Annotated in this window: 19 protein-coding genes; 6 read left to right on the forward strand and 13 right to left on the reverse strand. The window is 37.8% G+C overall.

The annotated features are described in order from the left end of the window. The first annotated feature begins 245 nt into the window (after positions 1-245). On the forward strand, positions 246-1,118 hold the full coding sequence (locus tag IEV41_RS08330; RefSeq protein ID WP_188387927.1) for a metallophosphoesterase: 873 nt from the start codon (positions 246-248) through the stop codon (positions 1,116-1,118). Positions 1,119-1,244: 126 nt separating this feature from the next. On the opposite strand, the gene IEV41_RS08335 is transcribed toward IEV41_RS08330, so the two are convergent. From IEV41_RS08335 to IEV41_RS08350, 4 genes are all read right to left on the reverse strand, one after another. Then, the gene (locus tag IEV41_RS08335; protein WP_188387928.1) at positions 1,245-2,105 is read right to left on the reverse strand and encodes a polysaccharide deacetylase family protein; all 861 of its coding nucleotides are present in this window, start codon (positions 2,103-2,105) and stop codon (positions 1,245-1,247) included. Position 2,106: 1 nt separating this feature from the next. After that, positions 2,107-2,601, reverse strand: a complete 495-nt coding sequence (gene pgaD, locus IEV41_RS08340) for a poly-beta-1,6-N-acetyl-D-glucosamine biosynthesis protein PgaD (protein WP_188387929.1) — start codon at positions 2,599-2,601, stop codon at positions 2,107-2,109. Then, positions 2,559-3,818, reverse strand: a complete 1,260-nt coding sequence (pgaC, locus tag IEV41_RS08345) for a poly-beta-1,6-N-acetyl-D-glucosamine synthase (RefSeq protein WP_229722177.1) — start codon at positions 3,816-3,818, stop codon at positions 2,559-2,561. Before pgaC ends, pgaD begins: the two co-directional genes overlap by 43 nt. Positions 3,819-3,985: 167 nt before the next feature. Next, positions 3,986-6,088, reverse strand: a complete 2,103-nt coding sequence (locus IEV41_RS08350) for an EAL domain-containing protein (protein WP_188387930.1) — start codon at positions 6,086-6,088, stop codon at positions 3,986-3,988. Positions 6,089-6,262: 174 nt separating this feature from the next. Between IEV41_RS08350 and IEV41_RS08355 the strand changes: the two genes are divergently transcribed. Then, positions 6,263-6,502: a hypothetical protein gene (locus IEV41_RS08355; protein ID WP_188387931.1), complete on the forward strand. Its 240-nt coding sequence runs from the start codon at positions 6,263-6,265 to the stop codon at positions 6,500-6,502. A 274-nt stretch (positions 6,503-6,776) separates the two neighbouring features. Beyond that, positions 6,777-7,259 (forward strand): YkyB family protein, encoded by a 483-nt coding sequence (locus tag IEV41_RS08360; protein WP_188387932.1) that lies wholly within the window; start codon positions 6,777-6,779, stop codon positions 7,257-7,259. A 54-nt stretch (positions 7,260-7,313) separates the two neighbouring features. On the opposite strand, the gene IEV41_RS08365 is transcribed toward IEV41_RS08360, so the two are convergent. The 3 genes from IEV41_RS08365 to IEV41_RS08375 form a co-directional block, all read right to left on the reverse strand. Then, the gene (locus tag IEV41_RS08365) at positions 7,314-7,964 is read right to left on the reverse strand and encodes a YkyA family protein (protein ID WP_188387933.1); all 651 of its coding nucleotides are present in this window, start codon (positions 7,962-7,964) and stop codon (positions 7,314-7,316) included. Positions 7,965-7,999: 35 nt separating this feature from the next. Then, on the reverse strand, positions 8,000-8,836 hold the full coding sequence (locus IEV41_RS08370; protein WP_229722178.1) for a polysaccharide deacetylase family protein: 837 nt from the start codon (positions 8,834-8,836) through the stop codon (positions 8,000-8,002). A 271-nt stretch (positions 8,837-9,107) separates the two neighbouring features. After that, positions 9,108-10,007, reverse strand: a complete 900-nt coding sequence (locus tag IEV41_RS08375; protein WP_188387934.1) for a chemotaxis protein — start codon at positions 10,005-10,007, stop codon at positions 9,108-9,110. Positions 10,008-10,181: 174 nt separating this feature from the next. Between IEV41_RS08375 and IEV41_RS08380 the strand changes: the two genes are divergently transcribed. The 3 genes from IEV41_RS08380 (at position 10,182) to IEV41_RS08390 (ending at position 12,152) form a co-directional block, all read left to right on the forward strand. Beyond that, the gene (locus IEV41_RS08380) at positions 10,182-10,367 is read left to right on the forward strand and encodes a hypothetical protein (protein WP_188387935.1); all 186 of its coding nucleotides are present in this window, start codon (positions 10,182-10,184) and stop codon (positions 10,365-10,367) included. Between the two features lie 180 nt (positions 10,368-10,547). After that, positions 10,548-11,381 carry an aldo/keto reductase gene (locus IEV41_RS08385; RefSeq protein WP_188387936.1) on the forward strand — a complete coding sequence of 278 codons (834 nt, stop codon included), beginning with the start codon at positions 10,548-10,550 and terminating at the stop codon, positions 11,379-11,381. A 360-nt stretch (positions 11,382-11,741) separates the two neighbouring features. Beyond that, entirely contained in the window at positions 11,742-12,152 is a 411-nt protein-coding gene (locus IEV41_RS08390; protein WP_188387937.1) for a hypothetical protein, read from the forward strand. 34 nt (positions 12,153-12,186) lie between these two features. Here IEV41_RS08390 and thiD read toward each other — a convergent pair whose 3' ends face one another. Genes thiD through tenI form a run of 6 tightly spaced genes read right to left on the reverse strand, consistent with a single transcriptional unit; the run spans position 12,187 to position 16,673 of the window. Beyond that, on the reverse strand, positions 12,187-12,996 hold the full coding sequence (thiD, locus tag IEV41_RS08395) for a bifunctional hydroxymethylpyrimidine kinase/phosphomethylpyrimidine kinase (protein ID WP_188387938.1): 810 nt from the start codon (positions 12,994-12,996) through the stop codon (positions 12,187-12,189). A gap of 13 nt (positions 12,997-13,009) precedes the next feature. After that, positions 13,010-14,023, reverse strand: coding sequence for a thiazole biosynthesis adenylyltransferase ThiF (locus IEV41_RS08400; RefSeq protein WP_188387939.1), 1,014 nt, complete (start codon positions 14,021-14,023; stop codon positions 13,010-13,012). Beyond that, the gene (locus IEV41_RS08405) at positions 14,016-14,786 is read right to left on the reverse strand and encodes a thiazole synthase (protein WP_188387940.1); all 771 of its coding nucleotides are present in this window, start codon (positions 14,784-14,786) and stop codon (positions 14,016-14,018) included. Before IEV41_RS08405 ends, IEV41_RS08400 begins: the two co-directional genes overlap by 8 nt. 1 nt (position 14,787) lies before the next feature. Next, positions 14,788-14,991, reverse strand: coding sequence for a sulfur carrier protein ThiS (gene thiS, locus IEV41_RS08410; RefSeq protein ID WP_188387941.1), 204 nt, complete (start codon positions 14,989-14,991; stop codon positions 14,788-14,790). Continuing rightward, positions 14,975-16,090: a glycine oxidase ThiO gene (gene thiO / locus IEV41_RS08415; RefSeq protein WP_188387942.1), complete on the reverse strand. Its 1,116-nt coding sequence runs from the start codon at positions 16,088-16,090 to the stop codon at positions 14,975-14,977. Before thiO ends, thiS begins: the two co-directional genes overlap by 17 nt. Next, a complete protein-coding gene (gene tenI / locus IEV41_RS08420) occupies positions 16,083-16,673 on the reverse strand; it encodes a thiazole tautomerase TenI (protein ID WP_188387943.1) in 591 nt (196 codons plus the stop codon). Before tenI ends, thiO begins: the two co-directional genes overlap by 8 nt. Between the last annotated feature and the right edge of the window lie 2 nt (positions 16,674-16,675).

Consider the following 16,675-nt stretch of genomic DNA (forward strand, 5'->3'; position numbering starts at 1 on the left):
TTTTTTCATCACAAAAACGAAGATGATAATTCCACGAAAAGGATGAGTCTCCTTGCTATTCCCACAAGAACCTCTCTCCCTATTTCATGAATGAAACATCATTCATTTTTTAGAAAAATCCATCCATACTACAGCGATGAATCCTTTCTTTTTTATATTACCAAAAATAACCACACATTTGCACGACATATGGCAAAAAAAAATGCTATAATGAAGCCTAATATATTAATATAGGTTGGATTATTATGACAAAAAAAGTTTCTCGTCGGATTTTTTTAAAGAGATCTATTCAATTTTCTCTTTTCTCATTAGCTAGCTCGTTGTTTGGTTATGCCTATGCCCGAAAGATTGAGCCGATATTACTTGACATCGTTGAACACGATATCTTATCTACCTACCTCCCTCCAACTTTTAATGGAGTGAAAATTCTTCAATTTAGCGATACACACTTAAGTGATTATTATACGCTTCACCAACTAGATAAACTCGTCGAAACAATTAATGAACAGAAACCAGATATCGTCATATTTAGTGGTGATTTAATTGATAATTTCCAAACGTACAAGGAAGCTGACGACGTAGCACCTATTTTGAAGAAAATTCATGCCCCTCTCGGGAAATTTTCCATTTATGGAAATCATGATCACGGTGGATACGGTACACAAAAGTATCGTCAAATTATGGAAGATGCAGATTTTCGCTTATTAGTAGATGAAACAGTACGTATTTCTCACTCATCTGGAAGTTCGATTAATGTAGCTGGGCTCGATGACTTCATGCTTGGCAAACCAAAAATTGAACAAACATTAGAGAGTATGAATAAGCAAGACTTTAATCTCCTTCTTATCCATGAACCAGATATTGCAGATCGTGTAAAAGGCTATCCAATCGACCTACAATTATCTGGGCATAGCCACGGTGGACAAGTACAAGTACCTTTTTATGGTCCTGTTATTACACCTCCACTTGGCCAAAAATACGTTGAAGGATTTTATACCATCCCTCATTCGTCTACACGTATGAAACTATACGTCAATCGTGGGATTGGTACTGTACATGTGCCGTGCCGATTCCTATGTATGCCTGAGTTAACAATCTTTACATTGAAACAATCCTAAAACTGCGTACCTGTATGGATGTGACAGACTTATTGATTCAATGTGATTTAGTACTTTAGTGGTTGCAAAAAACAAATTACATCGGTATTTCATTTGTTTGCTGAAAAGGTAGAAGATAGTTATCTTCTACCTTTTTTTATTTCGCTGTTCAATATATGGTTTCACAAATAAATCAAATATTTCTTTATCAAGTAAATAACGATTTGTATCAAAAACGGAATTATATGGCGTGATTGGATTCGGACTTAAAATAAACGCTTGCGTAAGTCCTTCCTGTTGGACAATTTCCGTCATCGTTTCACTCGTTCCACCAAATGGATAAGCAATAGTCGTATCGTCTGCCTCTAATTCTTGTTTAATCATTTGCTTACTTTTTCTTAAATCCATTCGAAATGCCTCTGCGTATCCTTCGTTTAAAAAAACAGCTTGTCCATCCTTTAAATAATGCATGTCATGTGTATGACCTCCAAAGTCAGCTAAACCAGTCTGTTTCATCTCCCGTAATTGCTCCCACGGAGATAACTTGAAGTTTTGAAACACTTCCCCTACATGACCTGTAATGATATACATCGTGAATGGAATATTATATTGTTTTAACACGGGAAAAGCATTGTGGTATATACTGTGATCACCATCATCAAACGAAATCCACACGCACTTATCAGGAATTGCTCTTCCTTGTCTAAATTCGTATAAATCTTGTTGATTCGCAAAAAATGCACCTTGATCTTTTAACCACTTCATTTGGTACGCAAATTCATCTGCATACACATTATAGAGCACTAATTCTTTTGCACCAGTAAGAATCTCCACTGTTTTATACCAAAGATTAGGTGAATATACACGATGATAATTTAACCCGAGACATACATTTTCTTTTGAAAGTGTTGTATAGTCCGGGATAACACTTCTAGGTCCAGTAGGCAAGCTCCATATTTTCCATACTAATCCGGTTAGCACGATTAGTACGATCAAGACCCTCACCATTTTACTTCCCATCTTTTTCTTGAAGTTCCTTTACTGGATTTGTGTAGAATACTGTTACTTTATTCGTTTGAAGCATGTTAATATCCGATTCATCCATTAAGTCTAACGCTAACCAATCTTTCATCGTTGTATGAGTCGGCATGCTTCTTCGTGTTAATGAACCAAATCTTTTTTTGTTATATGTCCGCCATATAAAAAGCATTGCTGTTGATACAAGAAATAAAACAAAACTAAGAAGTAAGAGCTCACGAATATTAGCATTTGTCACATTAAAAGCGATTTTCACAATAGCCATATATGGATCGTAAATATTAAAAAGGGCACTCAAAAAGAACCAAAAAATAACAATCGTGTACAACCAAAAAATTAGTGTGAATAAGAGTGCAATTATTTTCCGAATAAAGGAATGTTTCGTTTTAACGAGAATTTCATTTTCAAAGTCATAAGAATGTGTTACAGGCTGCTCCTTCTGTTTCCCCTGTCTGGTGAAGTCCATGTTGCATATCCTCCTTTCAAACGTGAAGAGATAGCTTTTGGAGTAGCTGCTATAACAACAAATGTATTAATCATCCAGTATATTGCAGGGTACCAAGCTGCCCATATATAGTAACGCAATACTTTGTCATATCTTGAATCATTCCGCAGCGAAATAAGCAACTGAATATGGCTAACAAACACTAACGCAAACGAGTTATAAGCGAACCAAATAAGCATTTTTTGAACAGTATCTGCGGTAACCACTAAGTAAATCGTGACAATGAGCCACGCATATGCCCAAATGACGCTAATTACTTGTTCAAGATAAATAGGCCAAATTCGACGTTGACGCCACGACTTAAAAATATCAAAATGACGTAATACTACTTCTTGACCACCTTGTGACCAGCGTACACGTTGATTCCAAATACCTGATAATGATTCTGGTACTAACATCCAACATATTGCACGTGGTTCATAGCGAATATCCCAAAACTTCTTTTGTAATTTCCACGAAACTGCAATATCTTCTGTAATCATGTCGCGGTCCCATAGTCCAACCGAAATCAGCGCCTTTTTACGAAACATAACAATCACGCCAGAAACAGTCATGATTTTCCCGATAATTCGCTGCGTTCGTTTAATAGAACCGATAATAGAAGAATACTCCACTAGTTGCATCCGGCTTAGAAGTGTATCCCTGTTTCGAATACGCGGATTTCCTGTTACTGCACCTAGCCGCTCTCCTCGCATTAAGAAATGACGAACTAAATAGTACGGTGCATCTTGATCTAAGAAAGCATCTGAGTCAACGCATAGTAAATATTCTGATTTTGCAGCATGCGCAGCCATATGTAATGCATTTGCTTTTCCACGATTTTCATGACAGTCAATGACACGAAGGCGTTCATAGGTAGAAGCAAGAGCTACTAAGATTTCGCCTGTTTTATCACTACTTCCATCATTCACAGCGATAATTTCTACATGGGGATAATGGAGCCGATCCAAATATTTAATTGTTTCGGCAACTGTATCTTCTTCGTTGTAACAAGGAATCAACACGCTAATTAATGGCCATTCTCTTTCCTTGTAATCCAGGTCTTCATGCTTTTCTCTTGTAGTACTAAAAAGAAAGGCACCAGCAATCCAAAATAAAGCCATGACAAAAGGATACCAAAACACAAATTGTGCAAGTGGTTCCATCCAAGTGCTAAATTCTAAAAGGTAAAATCCCAATTTGATCAGTCCTTTTACATTTCTGAACAACTACGTATTGCATGTAATACTACCTTTCGTCAAGTCACTACAAAATATACGACAAACATTGTGATAGCAAAAGTAAGTTCTACCTTTTTAGCTGCAATAAAAAAAGAAGGCGGTTCATCTTGACCGCCTTCTTTTTACTAGTCTTTATTCGTGAAGAATAACTTAACAATTTCTTCACTTGGCACAGGTCTACTGAAATAAAATCCTTGTGCTTTCATACACTCTTGCTTCTTTAAGAAATCTACTTGGCTTTGTTCTTCGACCCCTTCTGCAATTACTTCTAATCCTAATATTTTCGCCATATAAATAATGGTTGTTGTAATAGCTTCCTCTTTCTTCTCTTTGCCAACTTCTTGAATGAACGAACGGTCAATCTTCAGCATATCAATTGGGAAAGCAGCTAAATAACTAAGTGAGGAATAGCCCGTTCCAAAATCATCGATAGAAATACCGACACCAAGCTCTTTCAATTTCCAGAGAACAGCCGCTGTTCTCGTTCGATTCTTCATTGCACTCTCTGTAATTTCAATTACAAGCTGGCTTGGTGACAATCCATTTATGTGTAAATGATGTTCAATTGTTTCCACAATATCAAGTGTCTCCACTTGCAACGGCGATAGATTAATTGCTACTTGCTTAATGCAATAGTTTTGATCGTTCCATTCCTTTATTTGTTGACATACATTAGCAATAACCCAATTGCCTATTTCAATTATGCATTCTGCTTCTTCCGCAATGGGAATGAATTCACCAGGTGGAACCATTCCTAACTCTTTACTATTCCAGCGAATAAGCGCTTCTAGCCCAATTAATTCTCCTGTTTCCACGTTTAATTGTGGTTGATAATGAAGAACAAATTCATTATTTTCAACAGCACGGCGCAAGTACCTTTCAATATTAAAGACATGCAGGGCAGTTTGTTGACATTCTTCATAGTAGAACGTATATGTCTGTTTACGATGTTGCTTATGTTTAATATCATAAAGTGCAATATCTGCTTTTTTCACAAGCATTTCTACATCCGTTCCGTTCTCCGGGTACATGCTAATTCCAATACTTAAGGTCATGTTTAACCGTTCTCCCATACAATGAAACGGCTCTCTCATCGCTTCTACTAACTCTTTAGCAAGAAGTTCTACTTGCTCTTTGTTTGTATCTCTACTAAGAATGATAAATTCGTCCCCGCCTTGGCGATAGGCGGCCAAATTAGGATTCTTACTTACAATTTTCTTAAACCTAGCTGCGAGTTCTTTTAAAATCATATCCCCTGCATCATGGCCTAACGAATCGTTCACAAATTTCAAACGATCTAAATCCATATACATAAGAGCAAATGTCTGCTTTTGCTCTTTTGCTATTTCAAATACCTCTTTAATATCCTCTATAAAACAAGCACGATTATAAAATCCAGTCAGTGCATCATAATACGCCAAATATTCAATTGTCTTTTCTTTTTGCTTTTCCTCCGTTACATCACGAGCCATTAAGTAGAATTCATCAACTGTATCATCAATCATAATTGGTACAAAGCGTACATTCATAATACGCTCTGTCTTATCTGCATGAATAAATTGACACGTATTCATAACAGCCGGCTGTCCAAATAGCGTATTGTTTAACATCATACGAAATGATTCTATTGACGACTGATGAATTAATTCAAAAATAGATGTACCAAGTAAGCTATCATCCTCGTATCCGAACATCATTGTCGTTGCTGGATTTGTTTGAGTAATAATACCTCTACAATCAACCGTCAAAATTGCGTCCATATTATAATCAATTAGTGAACGATACCGAAGTAAGCTTTGGTTTAGTAAATCTTTCTCGAAACGTCTACTTGTCATATCACGAATAACAGTTAATATGTAACGACATACTTGCTCCTCGTCCACTACAGGATTAAGTGTCGTTTCCCCATACATCATTTCCCCACTTACAAGCTGAATTTCTTCTGAAAAATGAATATTCGCCTTCTTTTTTACTACTTGTTCATGGTTTGCTTGTAGCTTATTTGCTACTTCTTCATTTTGCACTTCATGAAACGTCTTCCCTATATAATCTTCCCCTAAATTCAAATATTTCACTGCAATGGAATTGGCAAATTGATAGCTAAATAAGTTCGGTCCCTCCACCTTTACAATAAAAACAATTTCTTCCATACTTTCAATGAAATCTTCATTAAGATACAGTGATTGTGCTGTTGAATGCATCAAATTTTTATTCTTCGTCTCATTCATATGTGCATACCCCGTCCTTCTTTCAATCAACAAGCTTTTTATATTAATATACCATGATTTAACACAATACAAAAATTCTATCCTTGCAAACTTTTACTTCTCGACCTGTACACGCTCCATTAAGAAAATTAACCATAAACTATGAAGAAAAGCAGAAAGGAGGTCAATGCACTTATGTACCATACCGTACCACCTTATGAATATAATTACCGCACTGCACCTTATCAGCATGATTATGTTCCTCAGGATCAACGCTTCCTTCCCTTCCTCCCATTTCTCGGAGGACTCGCAGGAGGGTTAGTTGCAGGGGGATTATTATTTGGCCCACGTCCATACTACGGATACCCACCATACGGATATCCACCACCACCGCCTCCTCCACCTTGTTGCGGTGCGCCACCTTATTTTTATTAACATATACGTAGAAAAAGTGTCCGATTCAACGGCACTTTTTCTTCATAAAAAACTACAAATTACGCGCGAATTCTTCCATTTTCGGGTAAGCTATTCAAAAAATTGTCTATTCATGGGATAATTTGTAATACAACAAAGAAAGATGTATAATACATATTAGGTATAAAACGCTCGCTTTTGTGAGAACGCATTCATTTGTACCTCTTCTTTATCCTATTCTTTTATTTATTTTCTATGTTGCAATCGTATCTATTATATTGAGAGGAGGGCAATTATGATCCAAGAACAAAATTTGCCTACAAATAATGAATGTATTGAAGAAATTACTCAAGCGATCTTTATTGTGAATCGTCATGCAAAATCTGCACCAAATCCGAAATACTTATACTTACTAAAGAAAAAAACGATACAAAAATTACTAGAAGAAGGTAAAGCAAAAAAGGTTGGTCTTCATTTTTCCAATAAGCCAAAGCTATGTCAGCAACGATCTGATGTATTAGTTCAAGCTGGAGAATATTTTTTCCATATTCCCCCTTCAAAAGAAGACTTCAAGCTGTTGCCTCATTTAGGCGATTTAAATACAACATATCGAAATCCAAAAACAATTATGCGCCTTTCTCTTGCGAAGAAAATTTTGCAAAATTATACTGGTATTGACGATTTGAAAGCGGAACCAGTTGTAAAAAAACAAAAAAGACTTCCATTCCTAGAGAATTCTTATTTAAGCGGTGGCTATACGTCGGTTAGGCGTTATTAATGTAAAAACCCCTCCTGTATTCACACGATAATACAGGAGGGGTTTTTATTCTATTTATTCTTTTATTTTTAGGTCCATCGCTTTATATAATGTTGCTTTTCCGTCATTAAACTTCTTCGTTAACTCGTTAAATGATGTATTCGCTTCATTTACCGCACGATATTTTTCATTTAATGCTGTTACTTTGTCACTCACCGCTTTTAACTGTACATTATCCCCTTTTAACATTGTGTACAACTCTTTCTCTAATACTAACGCTTCTTTGTATGCTGCCACTAACGTAGAGAATGTTTCATAACGCTTGTTATATGTGTTGTGCACTTCTTTCGCTTGTTCACGTACTTCTTTCTTTTCTAAACTAGTTGTCATATTTTTCACTTTCTCACTAGCTTTATGTGCTTCTGCCAAGATTTTCTTCTCTTCTTCTATTAGCTTCTCACGCTCATCCACGCCTTTTAGTGCTTCATCTAGCATACCTTGTACAGAGTCGCTACTTTTCTTTGCATCTGCTAAAATCTTACTATATAATTCTTCATCCTGCTTTTCTAATGATGATAAATTTTCCGCTGCTTTTTGCAAATCCGTTTCCTTCTTCGCAGCATCCTCAAACGCAGTAAATAACTCTTCTTCCGCTGTCGCCCCGAAGCACCCTGTTAGTAACACTGTGCTTATCATCGCTGTCACTACTACCTTCCAATATTTCAAAGCAATTCCTCCTCAAACGAATTTCCATCGTTCTCTTATAAGCGTTCGTCTTTCCAGAAGTTCACTGGGAAATGGGCTTTTTCATCGTATGCTACAAGCTCATATCCTTTTTCTTTCAATTGAATAATAATTGGCTCCAGTGCATCTAATGACTGCTGGTGTTCATGTAATAGAATAACTTCTACATTCTCGTCTGCACCCTTCATTACTTGCTCAACAATTCCCTGAGGATTTCCTTTCAATCTCCAGTCATTAGAGTCAATTGTCCAGTCCCATACTTTAATTCCTGCTTCTGCTGTTTCATTACGCAGTTGTTCATGTAATCCTGGCGTTGATCCATATGGCGGACGGACTAATTTCGGATTTTTCCCCGTAATCTCATCAATCATCTTTAATGCTTCTTTCATCTCATCAACAAATTCATTTTGGTTATACAACTTACCGTATTTATGTGTCATACTATGTGCACCTGCGTAGTGCCCCTCTTCAACCGTTTGCTTCACATATGGAGCTAAATCTTTCTTTGCTAAGTTTCCTCCAACGAAGAAGAATGTTCCTTTTGCATCATGCTTCTTTAATACTTCTAAAAACTTTGGTAATAACTTACTTGGTCCATCATCAAACGTTAAATACGCTACTTTTCTTACTTGACCGTTATATTCTTGCGGTGCAGATTTTCCTAAACCTTGCACTGGAAGTTCCGTTGCAAGTTGCAACGTTTGTTCTACCTTTGCTACTCCTTTGGCAGGCGAAAAGAAGGCCTTTCCTGCAAAGAAAATCCCAGTAAATACCGCTAAGATTCCTATAATAACGCATGTACGCTTTATCATACGAATCTTGTCAGCATTCTTATTCATTCGTGACACATTCATCTACTCATCTTTCCTTTCTACGCTATATCCTATGCTGATCTTCATATTTGAAACACATCTATTTACCATCATACTAGAGATGACACTCCTAATAGTAAAAATAAAGTTACAAAACAATGAAACTAGCATGGTCTGTTCTCTAAACGTTCACGTACAAGTATCTTTTTAATCATAACATCCGATATACTCTGAAACAATGTAAGGACATAACTGTGCCAATAAAAAAACATGACAATTTCTTTATACGAAATTGTCATGTTTTTTATTACATTTATAAAATATTTTGGTCAATTAACTCAATAAGTTCCACAATTTGTGGCTTACTTACTTGCGCATTTGCTCCGACCATTTCACCTTTATGACGTAAGTCTCCTGTAATTAATGAAGAGAAGATTAACACAGGTAATTCCTTTAGACGATCATGCTCTTTAATTCGTTTTGTTAAATGATGTCCATCCATTTGTGGCATTTCAATATCTGTAATAACTAACTGAACGAATTCCTTGATATCTTTCCCTTGCTCGACAACTTGTAATAAGTAATCAAGCGCCTCTCTACCATTCTCATAAAATGTACAATTCGCATAACCCGCTTCTGTTAACGTTTCTTCTAATAACTTACGAAGTAATGGCGAATCTTCAACAACCATTACATGCTTATCCGAACGCTCACGCTCACCAAGACGCTTTAAGCTTGAGAATTTAATCGATGTTTCTGGATTAATATCAACAATCATTTTCTCGAAATCTAGTAACAGAATCATCTCTCCGTCAAACTTCACCACGCCTGTGATTTGCGTTTCTAATCCTTGATACATTTCATTCGGTTTCTCAATCTGCGTCCATGAAATACGGTGAATTTGCGTCACATTATGTACGTGGAAGACAATTTTCACTTGGTTGAACTCAGTCACAATATATTTATCATACTCTGGTTGTGTTGACGGTGGCATTCCTAACGCCGTTGCAACATTTACAACTGGCAACACTTCACCACGTAATTCAATAATTCCCTCTACATTGCGATGTGCTTGTGGAATTGGCGTAATTGGTAGTGGGTTAATAATTTCTCTCACTTTAATAACATTAATCCCAAACTTTACATTTCCAACAATAAATTCAACAATCTCTAATTCATTCGTCCCTGTATCTAACAAAATACCGTTATTCATTACTTTAATTCCTCTCTGTATTGAACTGTATTCATCCCTAGTATCTACTATTATAAGGTGAGTAGCTACTATTTGAAAATACTATACAACAAAAAAACATCATACGACTTAGTTAAAACATCCAGACGTATGTCTTTTGCTTCACATACTATATATCGTAAAGGATGTGAGAAAATGAATAACAAAATTGATTTTATTCGTTATTCAGCTGGTTTCATGACATCACTCAACCTTCTTCTGAACTCCCTTGGCTACAATCTAATTGAAAATGAACAAATGGTTAACTTCACAAATGTTATCTCTTTCGCTTATCTCATGTGGCTTACCCATAGCTCCTGCAAAAAGAAAAAAGAAGAGTAAATCAAAGAAACCATGCATCCATGCGTAAAATAGAGACAAGCTCTTTCTTTACGTAAACTAAAGCTAGCTCTGCCTGTCTGAGCTAGCTTTAGTCGTTGGAAAAAGAGACTAATAGAAAAGGTTTCATACTTATAGTAGAATAGAAAAGTAAGGGTTTTCAAAGTGAAAGGAGCTCACAATATGAATATAACATCCACAACAACACTATATAACGGTATTAAGATGCCTATTCTCGGACTTGGTGTATACAAAGCCCAAGAAGGCAATGAAGTAAAAAACGCTATTAAAACAGCGCTACAGCTCGGCTATCGTAGTATCGATACTGCCTCTTTATATGGAAACGAACAGGGTGTTGGTGAAGCAATTCGTGAGTCCGGCATCCCACGCGAAGAACTATTTATTACAACGAAAATATGGAACACAGATCACGGCTACACGTCCACTATCGATGCTTTTTACGAAAGTTTGAAGAAGCTAGGTCTTTCTTATATTGACTTATACTTAATCCACTGGCCAGTTCAAGAAAAGTTCTTGGATACATACCGTGCCATGGAGAAGTTATACGAAGAAGGATTGGTACGTGCCATTGGTGTCTGTAACTTCCATACACATCACTTAGAGAAATTGCTTGCTAACTGTACCGTGAAGCCAGTCATTAACCAAATTGAAATGCACCCTCGTCTGTCACAAGTAGATGTTCGACACTTCTGCACGGAACAAGATATTCAAGTCGAAGCGTGGAGCCCATTGATGCGAGGCGGTGAAGTATTACAAAATGATATTGTACAAACATTAGCAACGAAATACAACAAGACTCCTGCTCAAATTGTCCTTCGCTGGCACTTACAGCATGATGTTATCATTATTCCGAAGTCTGTCACACCTGCACGTATTAAAGAAAACAGTGAGATTTTTGACTTTGCTTTAACGGATGAAGATATGCTGTTAATTGATAGCTTACATACAAATACACGTACAGGAAAAGACCCAGATACATTTCATTTATACTTTTAATAAATAATAGGTTCATCACGATAACATAAAGATGATTTTTTATAAGCGGAGTATGTTTCATACACGGAGCGGAGAGTGGCGACTCCTGCGGGAAGCCTCCACTCGGAGTGCAGTGTGAATCCGTCCGTCTTTTATGATGAACCAAATAATAAGGAAGGTTACCATTTAATGATTGGTAACCTTTTGTTATCTCCCCCATTCCATCAACTTTTTAGATATTTATCAACTACTCTTATCCTTCCGTTCCTCCTTTTTTGAATTCGCTTACAAAAAATGTGTATATTTTTTGAATTTCCCTATATAATGGGTATAATTAAATTATGAACATTTTGTGAACGTTTTTTAGAAAGGGGTACAAGAATGGTTAAAAAGTGTCTTATTAAATTTGACTTTGCTTTTGTTATTATGTTTTGTGCGTGGTTAGGCATCCAATTCATTTGGCACATGTTATTCCAACTCTTCTCAGACTCAACAACGTTGTTTTATACATACATTACTTTCTCATCGGTCTTATTCATTTGGTCTTTATTCTACATGAAAAATTTACGCGGCAAACGTGACTATATGGAAAATAAGTTAGTATTACTTTTATTCTTCTATGCGTTATTTAGCATTGCATGGGTTTTTGCGATTAGTATTAGTTTAGTAAACAACTGGTCAACACTACTAGTCACTGCAGAAATTATCGGCCTTGTGGCGTCACTTGTGCCATTTTTGTACAGTATTTTACGTTTGAAGAAGCTGTATTATTATCAGTTGCGAGTAGTATAAAAAAGCGTAGAAGCACCTGCTTCTACGCTTTTTTTTATTTCACGTGCACCAATCGATGTGCAAAGTGGTTCGTTGGGCCATGACCACTTCCGATATTCAGTTCATTTTCAATTGCGGATTGGATGAACTGCTTTACACGACGCATCGCAACATTTACACTATTTCCTTTCGCTAATTCTGCCGTTAATGCTGCTGCGAATGTGCAGCCGCTACCGTGTGTTTGAATTGATTCAACACGCTTGCTCTCAAAGGCAACAAACTCACTTCCGTCATATACGTAATCAATAATTGTATCGCCTTGATACGTTGCGTGCCCACCTTTCATCACAACGTATGTTGGACCAAGCGCACGAATACGCTCTGCCGCTTCTTTGTAATCGTCTAACGATTCAATTTTCATCTCTGCTAATACTTCCGCTTCTGGAACATTTGGCGTAACGACATACGCTAGTGGCAATAAATGTGTACGAAGTGCTTCAACTGCTTCTTGTTGAAGTAGTGTAGCACCACCTTTTGCAATCATGACTGGATCAACGACAACACGCCCCCAGCCAAATTCGTTTATTTTACGAGCTACTAGTGTAATAATCTCACTATTAAATAGCATACCTGTCTTTAATGCCTCTGGTGTTAAATCTGCTCCAATTGAGTTCAATTGTTCTTCAATTGCTTCTAGTGACATTGGGTATACACCTTGTACGCCTAGTGTATTTTGGGCTGTAATTGCTGTAATAGCACTCATGCCGTACACTTCTAATTCTTGAAATGTTTTAATATCCGCTTGAATACCAGCACCACCGCCACAATCTGATCCGGCAATTGTTAATGCTTTTTTCACTCCCATTTTTGTTCCTCCCTTATCCAAAAAATCGATGATACAATGTTTTGGCCTTTGTTATATCTTTCGTACCGTGTATTAAGACACGGCCATCTTTAAATAAAACGAGACGATACTCCTCAATCATGAATGATAATAAATACGGATTTGCTGTTACAGTTGCTTGTTCACGTAATGCATGTGCGTAATGCTCTAAATCTACGTCTTTATTTGGCAAACGCATTTGTACTGTGTCTCGCCCACATAAGACTGTTGATTTCGTTTGATTTTCCTCTGCTAAAAAGGGATACGTTGGATTTTCTCCGCATGATGCACAGTTTGAATTTTTACAACGTTGGACATCAAGACGAGAAAATTCGTTCTTCCATAAATCAAAGCTTACTAGCTTACGTGATAACGCTTCTGTATTACTAGTTAAAATTTTGAGCGCTTCTGTCGTTTGGTGCGCAACAACCATTTGAACAGCTGGTGAAATAATCCCAACTGTATCACACGTCATCCCGCCAAGTGGTATACTTTCTAATAAGCATGAGAGACAAGGTGTTTCACCCGGCACTATTACATATGACAATCCATAGCTTCCAACGCATGCTCCGTATATCCACGGCACACAGTATTTCATTGACAAATCGTTCACGAGAAGGCGCGTGTCAAAATTATCGGTGGCATCAATGACTAGGTCGACATCTTCCATAAGACGTGTTAGCTCTTCCACTGTTGCATCTAATACGTACGCTTCTACATGGACATCGGCATTAATAGCTGTTAATCGTTGCTTTGCCGCAATTGCTTTTGGTAATTGATTTACGACATCTGCTTCTTCATATAATTGTTGGCGTTGTAAATTACTCCAATCAACATAATCACGATCAACGATGGTCACCTTACCAACACCGGCGCGAACGAGTACCTCAGCATTACTACTACCAAGTGCTCCTGCTCCGATTATAAGGACGTGCTTCTGCTTAAGTGCTCGTTGTCCACTCTCTCCAATTGGAGGAAATAAGATTTGTCTAGAGTAACGGCTATTCAAGAACACTCATTCCTTCTAATGGACTACTTGCTGTTGCATAACGTTTTCTCGCGATTCGACCTGCCTCGTAACCAAGTCGACCAGAAATAATTGCTAGTTTCATCGCTTCAGCCATCTTCACTGGGTCATTCGCTCCTGATACAGCTGTATTTAATAACACACCGTCTGCACCTAATTCCATCGCATATGCCGCGTCTGCTGGACTACCGATTCCTGCATCGACAATAATTGGTACTGTCGCTTGTTCGATAATAAATGATAGATTTAACGGATTAACGATACCAAGCCCTGAACCAATCGGCGATGCACCTGGCATTACCGCATGAACACCTAGTTCTTGTAGACGCTTCGCTAATAATACATCGTCCGATACGTATGGAAGCACAGTAAATCCTTCTTCTAATAACACTTTACACGCCTCATATGTCTCAAATGGATCTGGTAATAACGTCTTACTATCACCGATTACTTCGACTTTGATCATGTCGCAAAGTCCAGACGCTTTCGCTAGACGTGCGATACGAATTGCTTCTTCTGCCGTGCTTGCGCCTGCTGTATTTGGTAGTAACGTATATTTCTCTAAATCTAACTTCTCTAAAAAGTTCGGTTGGCTCTCTTCAAATACGTTCATACGACGAATCGCAAACGTTAAAATTTCTGATTCTGACACTTCTACTGCTTGCTTTTGAATATCAAAGTTTGGGTATTTTCCTGTTCCTAATAATAAACGAGATGAGAATTCATATTTTCCAATTTTCAACATATTAACCGCCTCCTACGAAATGTACAATCTCTACTTTATCTCCATCCATAATCGGAGCTTCGCCGTGTTTCCCTTTTTCAATAATCGCGCCGTTTACTTCAACAATAACAATCTTATTTTCTAGCTTTAAGTGCGTTAATAGATTAGCAGCATTCTCAATATTGCTTGGTACTTCCGTATCATTTCCATTAATTTGTAGATTCAAGATACATTCCCCTTTCCAGTAAGTTGTACGATTCATTTCCGTCTAATAATTCCGCCATCATATAGCCAGATATTGGACTTAGTAAAATACCATTTCGGTAATGTCCTGTACATGCATACAATCCTTCTATGTCATCGTGCTTACCGATATACGGATAATTCGTTTCAGACTGTGGACGTAATCCTGCCCACGCCTTATCCCACATCGCTTGTTCCATTTCTGGTACGAGTGCTTTTGCTTTCGTTAGTAACTCTGCTATCGCTCCCGACTCAACACGCTGATCGAATGAACGTGGAACGACTGTCGCGCCGATAATATAACGACCGTCTGGCTTCGGTACGATATAAAATCCTTCTTTAAATAACGGTACATTAAGCAACGGCCGTTCATTGCGAACAGCTACACATACTCCTTTTACTGGATAGGTTCCGTATGATTCATGGAATACTTTCATGAATGATGTACTCCACGCTCCCGCCGTAATAACGACTTGCTTACCATAAAATGTACCGTGATTCGTTTCAACACCCATCACTTTGCCGTTGTCGATGAGTAAGCCGTAAACGTCTGTATATTCTCTTATATCTGCACCATTTCTAGCAGCCGATAGCATAAATCCTCTCGTTAATTCCGGTGCTAGTACGTGACCATCCGTCGGATAATAAACAGCTGCAATCACTTCATCCGAAACAGATGGCTCGCGAACTCGTAGTTCTTCGCCGCTTAACCACTCTGCTTCTTCGCCAGCTTGTTGTTGCCATTGCATCGTTTCGCGTAAACGTTCTACTTCCTCTTTTGTACACGCAATTTTGTAAATGCCATTCTCACGGTAGCCGATATCTACTCCTGTTGCTGTACGTAACTCAGTCGCAAGAGAGGAAAACATCCGCAAACTTTTACGTGCTAAATCATACAATGGATCATACGTATCCCATTCTGCTTGCACACCAAGTAGACCTGCTGCGGCAGATGATGCGCCGGATGCAATTGTGTTTTTTTCCAGCACTACTACTCGTTTGTTCATTTTCGATACGTAATGAGCAATTGAAGTGCCTATGACACCCCCACCAACAACGATGACATCATACGTCTCATTCATTTCCCTTCGCTCCCTTATAAAGCTTGGCTTGTTCAAGCGGATTATCCACTTCTAAAATACCTGACATAACAGCGATACCAGCGTCTCGCACAAGAGTGCAATTCGCTGGTGTGATTCCACCAACCCCAACAATTGGAACCGATAATTGTTTGATGATTGCCTCGATTTCTTCTATCCCTCTTGGTGGAAGATTTGGCTTTGAATTCGTTGCAAAAAGATGACCATACATCACATAATCTGCTCCTTTTTGTTCGGCGCTTCTTGCCTCGTCTAATGAATGAACAGAACAACCAACGCGCAAGAACGGGAAATGATGCTTCACATACTCAACAGGGATACTTCGATATCCTAAGTGAATATTCGTAATACTTGTCACAAGTGCAATATCAATACGATCATTCATCACAAGTTTTGAAAGTGGAAAACCAGCTCTTCGCAACATCACAATTCCATCAATTATTTCCTGGGCAGTTTTTTCTCGCTCTCGAATATGCAGAAAATCGATATATGACTCTACTTCCATCGCAATCTTTGTTAATTCGGAAAAAGGCTGCCTTCCATTTGAGATAAGATGCACATCCATTT

This window comes from Priestia taiwanensis (genome assembly GCF_014638355.1).
Taxonomy (GTDB): Bacteria; Bacillota; Bacilli; order Bacillales; family Bacillaceae_G; genus Priestia_D; species Priestia_D taiwanensis.